At 45.1% G+C, this 19,681-nt stretch carries 15 protein-coding genes; all 15 read right to left on the reverse strand.

What is annotated here, in order from left to right:
- Nucleotides 1-5: 5 nt before the first annotated feature.
- The 15 genes from aroC to pyrH all read right to left on the reverse strand — a co-directional run bounded on the left by aroC (nucleotide 6) and on the right by pyrH (nucleotide 19,659).
- The gene (gene aroC, locus RXV91_RS04100) at nucleotides 6-1,175 is read right to left on the reverse strand and encodes a chorismate synthase (protein ID WP_316438773.1); all 1,170 of its coding nucleotides are present in this window, start codon (nucleotides 1,173-1,175) and stop codon (nucleotides 6-8) included.
- Nucleotides 1,168-2,610 (reverse strand): MFS transporter, encoded by a 1,443-nt coding sequence (locus tag RXV91_RS04105; protein ID WP_316438774.1) that lies wholly within the window; start codon nucleotides 2,608-2,610, stop codon nucleotides 1,168-1,170. The genes aroC and RXV91_RS04105 overlap by 8 nt, the downstream gene beginning before the upstream one ends.
- A 673-nt stretch (nucleotides 2,611-3,283) precedes the next feature.
- A complete protein-coding gene (gene rbfA / locus RXV91_RS04110) occupies nucleotides 3,284-3,637 on the reverse strand; it encodes a 30S ribosome-binding factor RbfA (RefSeq protein WP_021730808.1) in 354 nt (117 codons plus the stop codon).
- A 23-nt stretch (nucleotides 3,638-3,660) separates the two neighbouring features.
- Nucleotides 3,661-6,249, reverse strand: a complete 2,589-nt coding sequence (gene infB, locus RXV91_RS04115; protein WP_316438775.1) for a translation initiation factor IF-2 — start codon at nucleotides 6,247-6,249, stop codon at nucleotides 3,661-3,663.
- A gap of 14 nt (nucleotides 6,250-6,263) precedes the next feature.
- Nucleotides 6,264-6,569 (reverse strand): ribosomal L7Ae/L30e/S12e/Gadd45 family protein, encoded by a 306-nt coding sequence (locus tag RXV91_RS04120; RefSeq protein ID WP_316438776.1) that lies wholly within the window; start codon nucleotides 6,567-6,569, stop codon nucleotides 6,264-6,266.
- Nucleotides 6,559-6,858 carry an RNase P modulator RnpM gene (gene rnpM / locus RXV91_RS04125; protein ID WP_021730805.1) on the reverse strand — a complete coding sequence of 100 codons (300 nt, stop codon included), beginning with the start codon at nucleotides 6,856-6,858 and terminating at the stop codon, nucleotides 6,559-6,561. Before rnpM ends, RXV91_RS04120 begins: the two co-directional genes overlap by 11 nt.
- 43 nt (nucleotides 6,859-6,901) lie before the next feature.
- Nucleotides 6,902-8,122 carry a transcription termination factor NusA gene (nusA, locus tag RXV91_RS04130; protein ID WP_021730804.1) on the reverse strand — a complete coding sequence of 407 codons (1,221 nt, stop codon included), beginning with the start codon at nucleotides 8,120-8,122 and terminating at the stop codon, nucleotides 6,902-6,904.
- A gap of 20 nt (nucleotides 8,123-8,142) precedes the next feature.
- A complete protein-coding gene (rimP, locus tag RXV91_RS04135; RefSeq protein WP_021730803.1) occupies nucleotides 8,143-8,619 on the reverse strand; it encodes a ribosome maturation factor RimP in 477 nt (158 codons plus the stop codon).
- Nucleotides 8,620-8,929: 310 nt separating this feature from the next.
- Entirely contained in the window at nucleotides 8,930-13,243 is a 4,314-nt protein-coding gene (locus tag RXV91_RS04140; protein WP_316438777.1) for a PolC-type DNA polymerase III, read from the reverse strand.
- A gap of 365 nt (nucleotides 13,244-13,608) precedes the next feature.
- The gene (locus tag RXV91_RS04145) at nucleotides 13,609-15,318 is read right to left on the reverse strand and encodes a proline--tRNA ligase (protein ID WP_260352315.1); all 1,710 of its coding nucleotides are present in this window, start codon (nucleotides 15,316-15,318) and stop codon (nucleotides 13,609-13,611) included.
- 39 nt (nucleotides 15,319-15,357) lie between these two features.
- Nucleotides 15,358-16,635, reverse strand: a complete 1,278-nt coding sequence (rseP, locus tag RXV91_RS04150; protein ID WP_316438778.1) for an RIP metalloprotease RseP — start codon at nucleotides 16,633-16,635, stop codon at nucleotides 15,358-15,360.
- Nucleotides 16,636-16,672: 37 nt separating this feature from the next.
- Entirely contained in the window at nucleotides 16,673-17,458 is a 786-nt protein-coding gene (locus tag RXV91_RS04155) for a phosphatidate cytidylyltransferase (protein ID WP_316438779.1), read from the reverse strand.
- Nucleotides 17,459-17,473: 15 nt separating this feature from the next.
- Entirely contained in the window at nucleotides 17,474-18,253 is a 780-nt protein-coding gene (locus RXV91_RS04160) for an isoprenyl transferase (RefSeq protein ID WP_316438781.1), read from the reverse strand.
- A 118-nt stretch (nucleotides 18,254-18,371) separates the two neighbouring features.
- Nucleotides 18,372-18,935 (reverse strand): ribosome recycling factor, encoded by a 564-nt coding sequence (gene frr, locus RXV91_RS04165; protein ID WP_316438782.1) that lies wholly within the window; start codon nucleotides 18,933-18,935, stop codon nucleotides 18,372-18,374.
- A 1-nt stretch (nucleotide 18,936) separates the two neighbouring features.
- Nucleotides 18,937-19,659, reverse strand: a complete 723-nt coding sequence (gene pyrH / locus RXV91_RS04170; protein WP_021730795.1) for a UMP kinase — start codon at nucleotides 19,657-19,659, stop codon at nucleotides 18,937-18,939.
- Between the last annotated feature and the right edge of the window lie 22 nt (nucleotides 19,660-19,681).

Here is a 19,681-nt window from a genome sequence, read left to right on the forward strand (position 1 = left end):
CCCTCCTAGTACTTTCGAAGCGCTTCACGGTAATCTGCGACCGTTTGTTGGAAACGAACTAAGTTACTACCATCAAAAGTGGCGGTTAACGCCCGTGCTAATTCGATGGCCACCACGCTTTCTACTACGATTGATGCCGGTACGATCGCGGTCGTATCGGAGCGCTCAACACTCGCCTTTTGGCTCACCTTAGTCGCAATATCAACACTTTGTAACGGCTTGTATAGCGTTGGAATTGGCTTCATCGCCGCTTTCACAATGATTGGCATTCCGTTAGTCATGCCGCCTTCAAAACCACCTAAATGATTCGTTAGCCGCGACCAGCCAGTTTGCTCGTCCCAGCTGATTTCATCCATCACTTGACTACCATAGTGATCAGCCGCCGCAAACCCATCACCGATCTCAACACCCTTCATGGCATTGACACCCATCACCGCAGCCGCTAATTGACCATCTAGCTTTGTATCCCAATTCGTGTAGCTTCCTAGGCCAGCCGGAACGTTTTCCGCAACGACCCGAATCACACCACCTAAAGTGTCACCAGCTTTCTTGGTTGCCGTAATAAGATCATGAATTTCAGGAACCAGTGCTGCATCTGGTAATCGCAAATCATTCTGACTGATTCGTGCCCGTAACTGGTCAACGGTCAACGCCAAATCATTCGTGACTTGCTTGGTACCAATTTGCTGAACGTAACCAATTAATTGAATATCTAATTGCATTAGTAACTGCTTACAGATTTGACCAATTGCCACACGCATGGCCGTTTCACGAGCTGAGGAACGCTCCAACACGTTACGCAGATCCCGATGACCATACTTCATGCCCCCAACCAAATCAGCATGTCCAGGTCGTGGCCGTGTGACTTGCCGCAACGTATTCGTGGCCGTGGCGGGACTAACGGGATCCATGATAGCTGCCCAGTGAGCGTGATCTCGATTCATAATTGTTAGTGCGATGGGCGACCCCATCGTGACCCCGTGGCGGACGCCGCCACTGACCTGAACCGTATCATGTTCGATCTGTTGCCGATTGCCGCGACCAAAGCCGCCTTGGCGTGCTGCTAATCCTGCATTAATAGCTGCAATGTCTAACTTAAGGCCTGCTGGAATACCAGTCAGAATTCCAGTCAATTGGGGCCCGTGAGATTCCCCCGCTGTAACGTAATTAATCATGTTTCATATCCTCCTTGTGTAATTCTGTTTGGTATGCCCGTGAGTTATGCATAATCGCCTGAAAAATTGCTTGTAGATAAGGTGTGTGTGCCGTTTGCGTACTTTTAACAGCAACTTGCTGTAAGACGCGTTGTTCACGCTGCTGATCTAATACCGGCAGCTGTTGCTGTTGCTTCAACTCACCGATAGTTGTCACCGTGTCAAAACGCTGATTGAGTAACCGAACAATCTGACGATCAATGTGATTGATCCGTTGCCGTTCTTGGTTGAGCGTTGCCGGCATATGTAGCGCCCAAGCAGCTAGGCCGACAAAAGCTAGGCCAATGAGACCAACTAATAAATCAAAGCGCATCGCCGTCGTCACACTTTGATTTGAAAGCCACCCAGTCATCAGCGGAATCGTAAAGGACGCCAGACTACCAAACGTGAAGTAAATACCGGTAATTCGACCCTTGATATGCGGATAGCATTTGATAAACAAATTAAGACCGACCTGCATCACACCACCCGCAGCAGTGAAACCAAAACTAAATGCCGCCAACATGGATACGCTAGCAACCGGACTAAAACAAATCACCGCTAGCGCCAATAACGAACCACTATTCATCGCAACTAACAATTTAGTTTCCGCAACGCCGCGGCGTAACAACCAAAAAATCACAAGAACGCCGGTGATTGAGCCAATACTGTAGAGTGACAGTAGCCAATGCGCCAGGACCGAGGAAAAATGAAAGGTCCTCGTTGCAAATAGACTGACCCATTGTGTGTAGAGAATCATGAGGGCCATCGAAGTGTAACCATAGCCCGCTAAGCCTACTGTAGCTAGCCACCGTCGTGTTTTAGATTGCTGTTGCCCTGCAACGCCCACATCTGAATTAGATTGATTTTTAGCTGGAAACTGTTGCCGATTCAGTAACACTCCATTAATTATCAAAATCGCGGCCGCTAACATAAATGACCAGCCATACCAAATTTTCTGAGCTTCAAAATTAGCCACCAACAAAGGCAATAAGAATTCGCCGGCAGACATAAATGCTTTCAATAATACATTCGCAGAACCCTGCCGACCACCCATTTCGATAAATGTCGTATAAGTTCCCGCATCCAATGCCGAATTCGCGATTCCTGCTAAAATTGCTAACCCATAAGCAAGTTGAATATTGGTCACAACCGCCATTCCAACAAAGAAAATCAAGTAACTGAGCATCCCCAGATTGACAAAGACTTTACGGCCGAAGCGATCCGATAAGTTGCCGAGAATAAAGTAGGCGAGCAAACGGCCGATTCCAATCCCCGAAATCACGTAAGAAACGGTCGCTAGTGGTGCTTGCCAATGTTGACCTAAGGCCTGCATATTTTGCGTTAAAATAATTAAGCCAATGCCGTGAACAAAGTAGTTTAAGTAAAGACTGACTGATAATTGATGCTTGTTCATAAACAACAACTCCTTAATGGAAATAAAAAAAGCCGGCTAGATTCCAAGAATCTAGCCGGCTCATCAAAATTTAATCTCATTTGATGATATGCTTGCCGCTAGACTCACTGTGTCTAGCTGGCCAAGATGAATTGACTTCGCTTAGACACGAACGTAGGTGCCGTCCGTATCTAAGGTTCCAACACGGGCGCTACCTAAAATAAGCAAAGCCATAATAATAAGTTGCATTGATGGTTAAAGTCGTCATATTCATCTTTCCTTTCCGTTTTATTGGTTGTTTATATTAAAGCATTCTCATTTTAATACGTCAACCCTAATTTTATTTTAATTTTAAAACCGAGCAATTAATTATTTCGAGCAACCGCTACCACTGCTGTTAAATACAGCTTACTGAACTTCCGTAAAATAACAGTAAGCGTACACATCACTAATGTAACGATCCAAAGATGGTCCTCCCATCACCGAATTAGTCAGTGCGACCTAAGTCTGACTTTCGGACTGGTAATCAATGGCTACAATCACGCGTTTTCCTCCCGCAAACCCATTCGGCTGGATGAGAAGTCAGCGTTGAGGGGGCCACCGCCAACTTAGGCCTGCTCCAATTAATATTGAGATCAAAAAAATAGTCGTTGTGAATCCACATAGATTCACAACGACTATAACGTTGAACCGCCTAATCTTGACGTTTCAAATTATTGATTAATTCGTCAATCCGGCTACCATATTGAACCGAGTGATCGCGTTCAAAAGTTAATTCCGGGGTTTTATAGATACTAAGTCGTGAACCCAATTCACTACGAATTAAGCCCGTTGCCTTAGTCAATCCAGCCGCCGTCTTTTCACCATCGGATGCCTTATCTGACAAAATACTGTAGTAGATGGTCGCTTGTTGAAGGTCGCCAGTTACCGTCACACCGGTAATAGTGACACCCGCAACTCGTGGATCACGAACCCGTTTTAACAAAATATCATTAACTTCACGTTCGATTTCTTGTTCTAAACGACCAACTCGATAATGTTGTGCCATCTGCTAATCCCCCTTTTTAAAGGTTATTCCACTGGGACTTCCTTCATCACGTAGGCCTCAATGACATCGTTGACCTTAATATCATTGTAATCTTCAATCCGAAGACCAAGTTCAAAGCCCTGTTTAACTTCCTTAACGTCGTCTTTGAAACGCCGTAAACTAGCTAACTTGCCGTCATAAATGACGACACCATCACGAATGACCCGGACACCGGAGTCACGATGGATAACACCATCAGTGACCATCCCACCACCGATCGTCCCAATCTTAGAAACCTTATAGATTTCACGGATTTCGGCTTGACCAGTGATTTCTTCTTTATAAGTTGGTTCGAGCATCCCTTTCATCGCGCTTTCGATTTCATCGATTGCGTTGTAGATGACTTGATGCAAACGAATATCAACATCATCAGTGTCAGCTTGGGCCTTCGCTTGTGGCGTTGGCCGGACGTTGAACCCAATAATAATCGCGTTACTTGCTTCTGCTAACGCAACATCGCTTTCATTAATGGCCCCAACCGCCGTATGGATAATATTAACCCGCACACCTTCAACCTCAATTTTCCGTAAACTACCAGCTAACGCTTCAACGGAACCTTGAACATCAGCCTTGATAATGACATCAACTTCCTTGAGTTCACCCTGTTTCATTGAGTCAAACAAGTTATCCAAGGTAACGTGAGCCGTTTGCTTCCGTTCTTCCATCAAAGCTTGTTTAGCCCGTTGTTCACCAGCATCGCGCGCCGTCTTTTCATCATCAAAGACCACGAACCGGTCACCCGCATCAGGCACATCGTTCAAACCAGTAATTTCAATTGGTGTTGATGGTACAGCTTCCTTGATTCGCTTACCATGATCATTAGTCATCGTCCGGACTTTCCCGTAAGTATTTCCGACGACGATTGGGTCACCAACATGCATTGTCCCTTGTTGGACAAGCAACGTAGCGGTTGAACCCTTCCCACGATCAAGGCTTGCTTCCAATACGGAGCCAGCCGCATTTTGTTTAGGGTTAGCGGTTAATTCTAACACTTCTGATTGTAACAAGATCATATCCAATAATTCATCAAGGTTCTTACCGAACTTCGCTGAAATCTGAACAAAGATCGTGTCGCCACCCCAATCTTCAGGAATTAAACCGTATTCAGTCAATTGTTCCATCACATGGTTAGGGTTAGCACCAGGCTTATCGATCTTATTAACGGCCACAATAATTGGCACCTTAGCGGCTTTCGCATGGTTGATTGCTTCAATTGTTTGTGGCATGACCCCATCATCAGCAGCGACCACTAACACGGTGATATCAGTAATGTCCGCACCCCGTGCCCGCATTTCGGTAAAGGCCGCATGTCCAGGCGTATCCAAGAACGTAATGGTCTTGCCATCATGTTTAACTTGATAAGCCCCGATTGCTTGGGTAATCCCACCGGCTTCGCCTTCCGTAACGTGGGTATGCCGTAATTGATCCAATAAAGTCGTCTTCCCATGGTCAACGTGACCCATGACAGTGACAACGGGTGCTCGTGGCGCCAAATTATCAGTATTATTAACTTCATCATCAAAGAACTTGTCTAAGTCGGTAACATCGACTTGCACTTTTTCTTGAGCCTCAATGCCGTAGTCACTGGCAAGGATTTCAATCGTATCCTTATCCAAAGATTGATTTTGGTTAACTGCCACGCCTAACATGAATAACTTCTTGATGATTTCGGCTGGTTCACGATGCAATAACTTACCCAAATCTTGAGCATTCATGCCGACCGTGTAAACCAGTGTTTCTGGCAATGGCTTATCTTTCCGAACTGGGGCTGGCTTGTTATTGACTTGCCGAATTCGTTGATTCTTATTATTGCGGCTCTTATTGTTACGGTTATTGCGCCGCCGGTTATTATTGTTACCACCCCGATAACGGCCACCGCCATTACCGCCACCATTGTTATTATTGTTTAAACTGCCACCAAAGCGACCACTACCGTTACGGGAGCTGTTACTAGTCCCATTACTCCGGTTACCGTTTGAAGCGTTGCTGTTCGTCGTATTCCGGTTATTATTCCGGTTCTGACTACTATTATTGGAGCGATTACTGCTATTGTTCGAACGGTTAGCACTCGTATTTGAACGGTTACTATTATTGGACCGGTTATTAGTACTGTTATTAGACCGGTTCGTATTGTTCCCATTATTATTCCGAGTACTGTTGCTACGTGCAGCATTGGTTGAACGGTTACCGTTATTACTGTTACTGCGGTTGCCACCGTTATTATTGCTACGATTACCGTTACTGTTACGGCTTTGACTATTATTTTGGTTATTATTACGATTATTATTCAAAGAATCACCACTCTGTTGATGACGCGAGTTGGATTGCTGCTGATTAGCAGTTCGTGTCACATTTTTTGCTGCAGCTTGCGCAGCCCGACCAGTTTTAGCTGGAGCCGGTTGAGATTTAGGATGGGTAACCGTGGTAGCGCCTTGTAACTGACGCGCCTCACCGTCACCGAGTGTCGACATATGATTTTTGACGGAGAATCCCAGCTGCTGTGCTTGCGCAATCAGTTGCTTATTTGGGACGTTGAGCTCCTTCGCTAATTCATAAATTCGCTTTTTCCCCATATCTTCACCCTCCTTTACCGTGTCATGATCGCCACCATTTTCTTCGCAAACCCGGCCTCCGTGATGGCATAAATGGTTCGTTTATTCCCGGTAGCCGTGTTTAATTCTGCTTTAGTAAAGGTATCGATCACTGGAACATCATAAGATTGGGCCTTATCATGGAATTTTTTGGCAGTCGTGGGACCGGCATCGCTAGCAATAAAGACTAGTTTAGCCGTCTGATTACGAATTGCGGCCAAGGCTAAATCCTCGCCCGTAATCTGCTTGCTGGCACGCCGTGAAAGGCCCAGTAGGTTTAAACAAGCTTCGTTAGGCGTCATTACCGAAAAGTTCCTTTCGGGCTTGTTGATGATCAACATACGCCACTAACTCATCGTAAAAGTCCGCGTCAACTTTAATACCAAACGCCTTATCAAAAGTCTTTTCCTGTTTGGCGCGTTGCGCAACCGCTACGTCTAACGCGATGTAAGCACCGCGACCCGGCTTTTTACCGGTCGGATCAACGGATACTTCATCTTGCTTATTCTTAACGACCCGGACTAAGTCTTTTTTGGGATGCATTTCACCCGTCACAATGTCCTTTCGTAACGGCACTTTTCTTTTTTTCATAATCCCAGACCTCCTTTAGTTACTTCACTCACTTAGCAACAAACTATTCAGCATCACTCGCTGGTTCATCAACGGCTGCTTCTGAATCAGTCACCGGTACTGCTGCTTCGGACGTTGCTGCTTCATCATTACTGGCTTCACTCGTTGCTGTTGTTGGTACTTCCTCAGTGGTTGCTTCTGGGGCCGTCTCAGCAGCGGCAATATCATTCGGGTTTGCATCCATTATATCAGAAGCTTCGGTTTCCGATTTAATATCGATCTTGAAACCAGTCAATTTAGCAGCTAAACGGGCATTTTGACCACGTTTACCAATGGCTAATGACAATTGATAGTCAGGAACGACCACGGTACAACCCCGCTCATTTTCAGGATCGAAAATAACATCTAAAACTTCAGCAGGATTCAATGCATTGGCAATAAACACGGCCTGGTCATCCGTCCATTCAACGATATCCATGTTTTCACCATGTAACTCGTTAACAATCGTTTGAACCCGCTGTCCTTTGGGACCCACACAAGTTCCGACGGCATCAACATTCGGATTATTAGAACGGACCGCTACTTTAGCTCGGTCACCAGCTTCGCGAGCAATGGAAACAATCTCGACGATGCCATCAAAGATTTCGGGAACTTCTTGTTCAAACAAACGTTTCAACAAATCTGGCGCTGTTCGCGAAACAAACACTTGTGGCCCTTTGGTCGCGTTTTCGACCTTAGAAACGTAGACCTTAATTTTATCATGAATCCGGTAAACTTCACCAGGCAACTGGTCTGAACGTCCCATGACAGCTTCTACTTTACCTAAGCTGACGTAAACAAACCGATTATCTTGACGTTCTACCTCACCAGTCACGATTTCATTTTCATACTGGCTGTATTCATCATAGATGATTCCACGTTCAGCTTCACGAACTCGCTGCATGATAACCTGTTTAGCTGTCTGCGCCGCAATCCGACCAAAGTTCTTAGGTGTTACTTCAAACCGAATATCATCACCAATTTCGTAAGCTCGGTTGATGGCTAATGCATCTTGCAAACTAACTTCCAAACGTGAGTCGAAGACGTCTTCGACAACTTCTTTGACCGCGTAAACGTGAATATTACCCTTAATCTGATCAAAGTCAACTTCAACGTTTTGAGCCTGACCATAATTACGCTTGTAAGCTGATACTAACGCCGCTTCCAACGCTTCGATCACAACTTCTTTTTTGATGCCCTTTTCTGATTCAAGGGTGTCTAAGGCCCCTAATAATTCCTTGCTCATGTGTAGACTCCTTTACTTATTTAGAACTTTACCGCTAAGCGGGCTTGCGAGATTTGTTCCCGGTTAATCGTCACTGTTTTATGACGCGTCTTATCCATGTAATCAACGGTTAACGTCGCTGGCGTCACGGCCGTCAAGTCACCTTCAAAAACCTTCTTGCCATCTAATTTCTGATATAGCCCAATGTGCACATACTTACCGATAGCATTTTGATAATCAGCTTCCTTCTTCAGGGGCCGCTCCGCACCTGGCGAAGAGACTTCTAAGAAATAGGCCTGTGGAATTGGATCAGGATCCATGGTATCTAACTTTTCACTAAGTTCATCACTAACCATTGCACATTCTTCAATATTAATGCCGCCCGGCTTGTCAATATAAATTCGCAAATACCAGCTTTGACCTTCGCGAACAAATTCAAGATCCACGAGTTCAAATTGGTGTGCGCTGACAATGGCTGCGGCCACTGGCTGAATGGTTTCAACAACGTTATTGCTCAAGGCTGTGCCTCCTATTCAGATTAGTCCAATAAAAAGAGTGAGCATCGCTGCTCACTCGTTAACGAGTTTTAAATTACAACCCATATATTAGCACAATTATCTAAGAACCGCAAGTTTACGCCATTTATAGCATTCAAATGACCATTACGCTGATTAACAGCTAGCCACTCTTTTAAGTGACGGAAAGCCTGTTAAGTCGCGGTTTGTCACCATGATTCATTGGCAACGATGATGATAGCCCGCGGTCGTATCAAATGAGCCGTTCACCTTAAAGTTTCATCAATTTTTAACCAAGTCGGCATAATGACCCCTAAAACAAAGATAATTGATTTTCATCTGGCAAATCGCTTAACACACCGTTTTCAGTCATAAAATCGATTAATCCCTTTGAAACTTTGCCGCGCTTAGATAAATCTTCCTTCGACAGGAACGGTTTATCTGCGCGGGCCGCCACGATCTGTTTGGCAACGTTCAAGCCCAAACCTGGTACTGCCCGAAATGGGGCAATCAATGTATCACCATCAATCAGCCAGTCCGAAGCATCCGATTTTTCAAGATCGACCATTGAGAACTTAAAACCCCGCTCTAGCATTTCATTGGCTAATTCTAAGACCGTTAGTAAGTTTTTCTCTTTGGCGCTGGCATCCATTCCTTTATCAGTAATGGCTTTCATCGATGCCTTGACAGCTTCTTTACCATGAGCCATCGCGACCAGATCAAAATCATCTGCCCGAACTGAGAAGTATGCCGTGTAATAGATCAACGGGAAGTACACTTTAAAGTAAGCTACCCGTAGTGCCATTAAGATATAAGCAGCCGCATGGGCCCGCGGGAACATATACTTGATTTTCAGACAAGATTCAATGTACCAATCGGGAACGTTGGCATCTTTCATCGCTTGTTGCCACTCATCCGGGATCCCACGCCCTTTCCGCACGTGTTCCATAATTTGGAAGGACATGTCAGATTCCATTCCGTAATGAATCAAGTCGGTCATGATGTTATCCCGACAACCGATAACTTCCGCCAGCGTAACCGTCCCATCCTTGATCAACTCTTCAGCGTTTCCTAACCACACGTCGGTCCCATGTGACAATCCGGAAATTTGAAGTAATTCATTAAAGGTGGATGGGTGAGTTTCTTCAAGCATTCCCCGCACAAAGCGCGTCCCAAATTCAGGGATTCCAAGCGTCCCCGTCTTGGAGAAAATTTGGTCTTCCGTGACCCCTAAGACCTCGGGACTCGAAAAAATCTTCATGACGTGCGGATCAACCGGCGGAATACTTTCAGGTTGCACACCGGACAAATCTTGCAACATCCGAATCATTGTCGGATCATCGTGACCCAGAATATCGATTTTTAAAATATTATCGTGAATCGAATGGAAATCAAAGTGGGTCGTTTGCCAGGCCGCGCTCTGGTCATCGGCCGGATACTGAACCGGCGTAAAGTCATAAATATCCATGTAATCCGGCACAACGATGATACCGGCCGGATGTTGCCCAGTCGTCCGTTTGACGCCGGTTGTTCCCTTTGCTAATCGGTCAACTTCCGCCGAACGAAGTGTTTGATTCGTATCCCGTTCATACGCCTTGACATAGCCATAACCGGTCTTATCAGCAACCGTACCGATTGTCCCAGCCCGATACACATTTTTCTCACCGAACAAGACCTTGGTGTAATTATGGGCAATGGGTTGATAGTCTCCCGAGAAGTTCAAATCAATATCCGGTACCTTATTGCCGTAAAAGCCTAAGAACGTTTCGAAGGGAATGTTTTGCCCATCACGCACCATGTCAGTCCCACATTCAGGACAATCCTTAGGTGGTAAATCGTACCCTGACCCATATTCGTTATTCGTATAAAAATGCGAATATTGGCAATTGGGGCAACGGTAATGCGGTGGCATCGGGTTCACTTCAGTAATCCCAGACAAGGTCGCAACGATACTAGAACCGACCGACCCCCGGGAACCAACCAAATACCCGTCTTTATTACTCTTAAACACAAGCCGTTGCGCAATCAAATAAATCACTGAGAACCCATTGCCAATAATACTTTTAAGTTCTTTATCGACCCGCTTTTGAACGATTTCAGGTAGTGGATCCCCGTACCACGCATGGGCCCGATCCATTGTTAATTTTTCAATTTCCGCCTCGGCACCCCTCATTCGTGGCGTATATAGTTTGTCCTTAACTGGCCGCACAATTTCAAATTGATCAGCAATCGCCCGTGGTGTCTCAACAACGACTTCGTGGGCCGTATCTGGGCCCAAGAAATCGAAATCTTTAAGCATCTCATCCGTTGAGCGGAAATGCACATCGGGACGTTCAGTTCGATTTAACGGATTACCTGGTTGTGAATGTATCAAGATTTTACGATAAATTTTGTCCTCAGGATTCAGATAATGGACGTCGCCCGTGGCAGCAACCGGAATATTCATCTCATGGCCTAGTTCGACCATGTTACTGATAATTTCTTCCAGATGGGCCGTATCCGCAATTAAACCACTCTCAATCAGTGCCGAATATGCAGGTTTCGGTTGCACTTCCAGAAAGTCATAATAACCAGCCTTTTGACGGGCCTCCGCTTTTCCCTTTTGCATCATCGCAGTAAATACTTCACCACTGGAACAGGCCGAACCAACTAAAATACCATCACGATACTTATTTAAAATACTACGTGGTACGCGTGGCACACGGTAATAGTACTCAACATTCGATAAGGAAATAATCCGGAAGAGGTTTTTCAATCCAGCTTGTGTCTGTGCATAGAGTGTCGCATGAAATGGCCGGGCATGGCGATACGCCGCATTCTCATTCATATGATCGTTCAATTGATCATGGAACTGAACCTTATAGCGTTCTTCAGCATCCTTCAAGAAAAGATGATTCAAATGTCCAGTTGTCTCCGCATCATAGATCGCACGGTGATGGTGTTCCAGATTAACGTTGAATTTCTTGGCTAACGTATTCAGCCGGTATCCACGCAAATTCGGGTATAACCACCGTGCCAACGTCAACGTATCAATAATTGGATTCGTGATGGGCCCCATATGATGTCGTGCATAGCCCGTGTTCATAAAACCGATATCGAATGTCACGTTATGGCCGACAACGATCGCATCACCATAAAATTCTCGGAATAGTTTAAAAACTTCTTCCTCTGATTTAGAGCCCCGCACCATGTCATCAGTGATACTCGTTAAATTAGTGGTCGTCTCAGAAAGATGAAACCCGGGATCAATAAATTCTTCAAATTGATCAACGACGTTCCCTTTGACCATCTTGACCGCTGACAGTTCAATCACCCGATCATAAATAGCAGAAAGCCCCGTCGTTTCGGTATCAAAAATCACATAAGTCGATTCCTTTAAATCAACATGGGCATCGTTATAGGCAATCGGGACACCGTCATCAACCATGTTGGCTTCAACGCCGTATAAAATTTTGATGTTGTTTTTTTCACCGGCCGCAAAAGCTTCTGGAAACGCCTGCGCTCCAGAATGGTCCGTAATGGCAATTGCCGGATGACCCCACTTAGCGGCTTGTTTCACATAATCACTAACACTATTAGTCGCGTCCATCTGACTCATATTAGAATGCAAATGTAATTCGACTCGTTTGTCATCTGCTGGTGCAGTATCTTGGCGGCTCGCATGCGACGTTTCGTTGATATCGTACGCATTAATCGTCAAATCACGCATAAAACTATCTTCTTGGACGGAGCCGCGCACGCGAACCCACATACCCGGTTTCAAGGCCGCAAACTGAGCTTCATCATCAGCATTCCGTGAGAACTTTTTGACGACCATTGATGAACTATAATCCGTGACCTTTAGAATCAATAGTTGCCGCTGTGACCGAAGCGTACGCACTTCCATGTCGAAGACGTAGCCTTCCACAATGATTGATCGTTCTTCTTCGGTAATTTGAACTATTTGTTTCGCAGGCTCCTGTGGATTGATTTGCTTTCCCAATTGAACGGGACCCTCAATTGGCGCGGGGGCATCAGCTTGTTTTTGACGTTTTTCATTAGCTTTCTTGATGGCCGCTTCTGCCTTTTGTGCCAGTGCCTGGTCAGACTTCGCCTTTTGCTCATGAAACTCTTTGATTTTGGCCTGGGAAGCACTCTCATCGATCATGGTGTGGACGGAAAACTTCGGAAAGCCCAGACGATGATACGTACTTTCAATGGGTCCCAGAGCTTGATTAGTCAGAAAATTTTGAATAACTTCATTTTCAGCTAATAAAATGACACGCCCATCTTCATAAGTCGGCACATTACTATTGCACAACGATTGAACTAATGGCGACTTGATACCGCTGTGTTGAACGATCCATTCCCAGTACTCAGCCAGCTCACGACCATTGACTTCCGTGTCATCGGTCGCAATTGTAAACGTCACTCGCGCGATGTCTTTAAAGGCAATTTGGAGTTTGTTTTGAAAAGTCATAAATTGTGTATACGGTAAAACGTGTTGGAAATGCAGATGAAATTCCCAAACTTTGGAAGCTTGATGAACGGTCAACTTATCGATCATCGCTTCTGTAAATTCAGGACCCGTTGGCATTTCAATTTGTTCGAGCAATTTCTCAAACATTTCTTGTTGATTTAAACTCACCAGTGGTCCTCCTTTTGTTAATTGTACTCAGTTGATAATACCTGCGTTGCGCTGGTTAATCTGGCATGAATTATGATTAGCATCGACCGATTGTCAGCATACGCGCCTTCAAAAATGGCTGCTGACCTTAATAATCGGCCAACGATCATAATGCATACTAATGATAACTAGTACTGACTTAATCTAAATAATCCTCAGTGAACGTTCAAGTCGTTCGCTTGAAACGTTACTATTTTATCACAGTCTGCCCAATGAGCCACGTGATTAATCGGCCAACAAAAATCACCTAGTCAACGAACTTCAACCAGGTGATTGTTGTTGGCGACTAACCACGGGTAGTTGCCGTATTTTTATTTTACAAAATCCTAATCAATGTTTTTCAACAAGACGGCCAAATTATTGGCAATTTCTTCCTGCTTAACTTCCAAAGTTTCACCAGTCTGACGAAGTTTGATTTCAACAATTCCTTCACTGGCTTTCTTCCCAATCGTGATTCGTGCAGGAATTCCCATTAAATCAGAATCAGCAAATTTTACACCAGGCCGTTCCTTACGATCATCATACAACACATGATACCCAGCGGCTTCTAGCTGCGTTTCAACTTGATCAGCAACTTCAACTTGATCAGCCTTCTTCGGGTTGACCGGAATGACGTGCACGTCAAACGGCGCGATCGCTTTAGGCCAAATCAAACCATTTTCATCAGCCCGTTGTTCCGCAATCGCTGATAACAACCGTGAGACGCCAATTCCGTAACATCCCATGATTACTGGAATATTACGACCATTAGCATCCAAGACTTCCGCGTGTAAGTCTTTCGAATAACGCGTACCTAGCTTGAAAATATGTCCAATTTCAATTCCCTTTGTAAACTTCAAGACGCCGGCACCATCTGGTGATAATTCCCCCTCTTGAACAAAGCGAATATCGACGTAATCTTCAGCATGAAAATCCCGTTCTGGGTTAACATTCGTGAAGTGGTGCCCATCTTCATTGGCCCCGACCGTAATGTTAGCCATGTCTTTGACATACTGATCAGCAACAATTTTCACATCATCACTAACATTGACCGGCCCAAGTGAACCGAAGCTGGCCCCAAGATATTGTTGCGCCTGTTCTGGTGTTGCCATATCTAAGAAATCAGCACCGAGATAATTCTTCAATTTAACATCATTGACTTCATGATCGCCACGAACCAATGCCATTACTGGTTGATCATCCGCAATGAACAGAATGCTCTTAACTAGCTGATCAGCCCCCACCTTCAGGAAGTCCGCCAAGTCTTCAATGGTCCCAACTCCAGGCGTGTCAATCTTTTCCATATCCTTCAACGAAGCGTGCGACTTTTTAGGAACATACAAGCTCCGAGCCATTTCTAAGTTGGCCGCATAATCACTCGCATCCGAGTAAACGATCGTATCTTCACCAACCGGTGCGATTGCTGAATATTCACGAGAATCTTTGCCACCCATGGCACCACCGTCACCAATAATCGAACGGAACTTCAAACCGACCCGTTCAAAAATATTTTGATAAGCTTGCGCCATCGCTTGAAATGTTTCATCTAACGACGTCTCATCCGCATGGAACGAATAAGCGTCCTTCATGATAAACTCACGCCCACGGAGTAACCCGTAACGTGGGCGGTCCTCATCACGATACTTAGCTTGAATTTGATACAACGTCAACGGCAACCGTTTATATGATTTGATTTCATCACGAACAATTGAAGTAAACGTTTCTTCATGTGTAGGGCCTAAAATAAATTCCCGGTCATGCCGATTCTTCAGTTTGAACAATTCTGGACCGTACGTTTCATAACGGCCAGTTGCTTTCCACAGCTCAGCTGGGATGACTGCCGGCACTAGCATTTCAGCCGCATCAATGTTTTCCATTTCCTGACGGATAATTTTTTCAATATTCGTTAATACCCGGTAGGCCAATGGCAGATAGGCGTACATTCCCGCTGAAATCTGGCGAATATAGCCAGCCCGTAGCATCATTTGATGACTCAAGGCCTCCGCATCATTAGGCACTTCCTTGAGGGTTGGGATTAACAGTTTCGATTGTTTCATCTACAAATCTTCTCCTTATTGTTTCAAATTAAACATCACTTAGAAGAAATACCGTTGAATATCATTCCAAGTTACTAGAATCATTAATAACATCAAAAGGCCAAAGCCAATCAAGGTAATGACACTTTCCGTTTCCACTCGTAGTGGCTTACCTCGAATGCCTTCAACAATGTTTAATAATAGTTTACCACCATCAAGGGCTGGAACTGGCAATAAATTGACAATTCCGAGGTTGATCGATAACACAGCCAGCAAGTAAATCACAGTGCGCACACCAGATTTAGCCGCTTGAGAAGTCGTTGCAAAGATTGCCACGGGCCCCCCTAAATCATTCAAACTAAAACCATGGGTAACCATCCGCCCGAGCACTTGAAAAATCTGCTTCGTGATTCCCCACGAGCCAGTAAACCCATATGCCAACTTAGCACCTAGACTCGTATCCGTCTTAGTGGCCCATTGGACCCCAATTTGACCGATTCGATTACCAGAAACCGTCTTCGCAGCGGGCGTGACTGCAATTTTTTTAGTCTGTCCCGCCCGTTTGATGGTCAACTTTAATTGTTGCTTGGGGCTGTCCTGAATCAATAACGAAATTGATTGCGCACTCGTCATTTTTTTACCATTTACGGCCACAATCTGATCACCCTTTTGAATGCCAGCTTGTCGTGCGACTGAGTGAGCCGTTGTCGCTGCAACGTGGGTCGTCGTACTGGTGACCCCCCCTTGCATAAAAGCTAAAATGGCAAAGGTAATGATGGCCAGAATGAAATTATTCATCGGACCAGCAAAATTGGTCAACATGCGTTGCCAAAGTTTGGCTGATTGAAACTGAACGTCGACCGGGGCAATTTGAACTTCAGTCCCGTCACTTTCCACAATGGTTGCATCATGATCGACAGAATATCGTTTCACTTCAGTTTCGTCACCATTTTCGTAACCTTCGATCCAGAGTTCTTTTTCTAGATCAGTGGCCGTTACCGATAGCGGAATTCCATTGAACAACGTTGTTTTTTTACTAGCATTGATCGAATGAACAATCCCATCCTGACCGACTTGCAAACTTACTGGTGTCCCTGGTTTGAGTTCTTCATCCTCATCATCGGCGACACCTGCCATCCGCACGTAGCCCCCAATTGGTAAAAACCGTAACGTATAGGTCGTGGCATTACGACGAAACGCGACCGCCTTGGGCCCCATCCCGACAGAAAATTCACGCACTAAAATCCCAGCCTTTTTGGCGAAGTAAAAGTGCCCAAACTCATGGACGATGACCAAGATACCGAAAACGATAATGAACGTAATAATTGTAACGATCAATTAAGCGCTCCTTTCTCCCGCGTTTCGGGTATTCAGCTTAAAAGAGGCCGAATAAATGTGCGATTGGAAAAACTAATAACATACTATCAAAACGGTCCAAAATTCCACCATGGCCTGGCAAAATCTTACCAGAATCCTTAACACCATAGTACCGTTTTAAGGCCGATTCAACTAAATCACCAAACTGGCCGACCACTGATAAGACGAGTGTGATCAACACCATACTTACCACACTCGCATAACCAACATGGAACCCAATTGCAAAACCACTGGCAACAATCACGCCAATCACGCTACCACCAATACACCCTTCCCAAGTTTTATTAGGACTGATGGGTGTCACTTTGTGTCGACCCAGCTTACGACCAACCATATAGGCGCCACTATCTGTCAGCCAAACAATAAACATCAAGAATAATAACATGTAGACACTCACACCTCGAGCAGCGGTGAAGTAGTTAAAGCCCATGCCAATGTATAACACACCTAACGTCAGCATACCGGCATCATCAAACGAGAATCGGTTGCGTGACCAAACCGTGTGCAACAGTAGTAAAATCACTAAAAAGTAAACCACGTATTCCTTATTGAGTTGATCCGGTAACCCATTGAACCATTTGTTAGGTGCAATTTGAATCATTACTGCCAACATGCTGACAATCGCTTCAAATGAAATCAGCAACTTTTTACGCATCACGAGTAATTCACTCATCGCAATGGCACCTAGTAACATAGCCACAATATCCAAGGTAATCCCACCAACAAAAATGACTGGGATAAATAAAATTAACGCAACGACCGCCGTGATGACTCGTTGTCTCATACTGAAAACTCCCCTTTATTTATGATCCGACAACCCGCCAAAACGGCGATCACGGCTTTGAAAATCCGCTATGCACGCCTGAAGAGTCATCGCTGTGAAGTCTGGCCACTTAACATCCGTAAAGACCAGTTCACTGTACGCAATTTGCCACATTAAGAAATTTGAGATTCGTTGTTCACCACTGGTTCGAATCAACAAGTCAGGATCATTATAGGGTGCAAGTGGTGCCGTCATCAGTGCTGCGTCGATGGTTGCATCATCAATATCATCAACCGCCAATTGACCAGCCTGCACCTGCCGTACGATCTCTTGCACTCCGGTCACGATCTCAGCCCGTGAACCATAGTTGAGGGCAAAGTTCAATACCATGCCGTCACAATCCTTGGTATCCGTAATCGCATCTTGAACTGCCTTTTGAGTAGCAGCTGGTAGGCGATCAACATAGCCCATGACTTGCACCCGAACGTTATTTTTGATCAAATCCGGCACAAATGTGTCAAAAAAACTTACTGGCAATTGCATCAGATAATTCACTTCATCAGTCGGTCGCTTCCAGTTTTCGGTTGAAAACGCATAGAGCGTCAATACTTTCACGCCCACATCACTTGCGGCAATCGCAATCTTTTTGACGGTATTCATGCCTTCCTTATGACCAGCAATGCGTGGTAAATGCCGTGACTTGGCCCAGCGACCATTGCCATCCATAATAATGGCGACGTGTGCCGGAATTCGATTAGGATCCAATTGCACGTCCGTTTTATCTGCAGGATCATTCTTATTAAAAAAAGCGAACAAGGCGCACCTCCATAAAAATAGCTTAACTATGCACTATTTTACCAAAAAAAGCATCAATTAACTATTCGTCAACAAAAAAAGGCTTGAATTTCTCCAAGCCTTAATAATCAGTTGGTGATTAGCCTTCCAAAATTTCTTTTTCCTTATCGGCAACGATTGCATCAACATCCTTACCCGCTTGATCCGTTAATTTTTGGGTTTGGTCTTCTAATTGATGTAACTGATCGTCAGTAAATTGACCAGCCTTATGGCCCTTTTTCAAGGCTTCCATTGCATCCCGACGAACATTCCGCACCGCAACTTTGGCGCGTTCACCTTCCGCCTTAACGTCCTTGGCAAGTTCTTTCCGCCGTTCTTCCGTTAATTGTGGAATAACTAGCCGAATCGCCGACCCGTCGTTAGCTGGGCTAATCCCGAGGTCTGACGCTAAGATGGCTTTTTCGATTTCTTTAAGGGCACTCTTATCAAAAGGTGTCACCATTAATACCCGTGGTTCCGGCACCGTAATAGCTGCCATTTGATTAAGGGGCGTTTGAGTACCATAATAATCTGCTGAGATGCGGTTTAATAATGACGCGTTCGCCCGGCCAGCGCGAATATTACCAAGCTCACGCTGTAAGGCGGCTTCCGCCTTCTTCATTCGTTCCTGTGCTTCTTTTAAAATTGGTTCTGTGACTGCCATTTTATTTCCCCCTGACTGTTGTCCCGATGTGTTCACCGGCGACGACTTTCCGAATATTACCGGGCTCGTTCAAATTAAAGACCACGACAGGAATATCATTGTCCATTGATAATGAACTAGCTGTTGTATCCATAACTTGCAAGCCTTTGTTGATAATGTCGAGATGCGTAAGTTTATCAAATTTAACCGCGTTAGCATCCTTATTAGGATCAGCTGAATAAACACCATCGACCCCATTTTTAGCCATAAGGATGGCGTCCGCATTAATTTCAGCAGCTCGTAATGCCGCAGTCGTATCAGTTGAGAAGTATGGACTCCCAGTCCCACCGGCAAAAATAACAATTCGGCGTTTCTCAAGATGGCGCATTGCCTTCCGCCGAATATAAGGTTCCGCAATTTGACGCATTTCAATTGATGTTTGAACCCGGGTTGGCACCCCGATTGATTCAAGATTATCTTGGAGTGCTAGGGCGTTCATAATGGTAGCCAACATACCGATATAATCAGCCTGCGCCCGTTCCATACCCATCTGTGCGCCAGCTTCACCACGCCACATGTTACCACCGCCAACAACGATTGCAATTTGAACGCCCATATCATAGACGTCCTTGAGTTCTTCTGCCACCGTTTTAATGACGGGTGGATTGATGCCAAAGCCCTTTTCACCAGCTAAGGCTTCACCACTAAGTTTTAGGATCACACGCTTATATTTAACTTCCGACATCGTTTTGTCCTCCTCGAAATTA

It is taken from the genome of Lactiplantibacillus sp. DA1 (assembly GCF_032681335.1).
In the GTDB taxonomy this organism is placed as follows: Bacteria; Bacillota; Bacilli; order Lactobacillales; family Lactobacillaceae; genus Lactiplantibacillus.

Excerpts from the sequence above, each read along its gene's own strand:
- aroC (WP_316438773.1), bottom strand. The coding sequence starts at position 1,175 with ATGATTAATTACGTTACAGCGGGGGAATCTCACGGGCCCCAATTGACT.
- RXV91_RS04105 (WP_316438774.1), bottom strand. The coding sequence starts at position 2,610 with ATGAACAAGCATCAATTATCAGTCAGTCTTTACTTAAACTACTTTGTT.
- rbfA (WP_021730808.1), bottom strand. The coding sequence starts at position 3,637 with ATGGCACAACATTATCGAGTTGGTCGTTTAGAACAAGAAATCGAACGT.
- infB (WP_316438775.1), bottom strand. The coding sequence starts at position 6,249 with ATGGGGAAAAAGCGAATTTATGAATTAGCGAAGGAGCTCAACGTCCCA.
- RXV91_RS04120 (WP_316438776.1), bottom strand. The coding sequence starts at position 6,569 with ATGACGCCTAACGAAGCTTGTTTAAACCTACTGGGCCTTTCACGGCGT.
- rnpM (WP_021730805.1), bottom strand. The coding sequence starts at position 6,858 with ATGAAAAAAAGAAAAGTGCCGTTACGAAAGGACATTGTGACGGGTGAA.
- nusA (WP_021730804.1), bottom strand. The coding sequence starts at position 8,122 with ATGAGCAAGGAATTATTAGGGGCCTTAGACACCCTTGAATCAGAAAAG.
- RXV91_RS04145 (WP_260352315.1), bottom strand. The coding sequence starts at position 15,318 with ATGAAACAATCGAAACTGTTAATCCCAACCCTCAAGGAAGTGCCTAAT.
- RXV91_RS04155 (WP_316438779.1), bottom strand. The coding sequence starts at position 17,458 with ATGAGACAACGAGTCATCACGGCGGTCGTTGCGTTAATTTTATTTATC.
- frr (WP_316438782.1), bottom strand. The coding sequence starts at position 18,935 with ATGGCAGTCACAGAACCAATTTTAAAAGAAGCACAGGAACGAATGAAG.
- pyrH (WP_021730795.1), bottom strand. The coding sequence starts at position 19,659 with ATGTCGGAAGTTAAATATAAGCGTGTGATCCTAAAACTTAGTGGTGAA.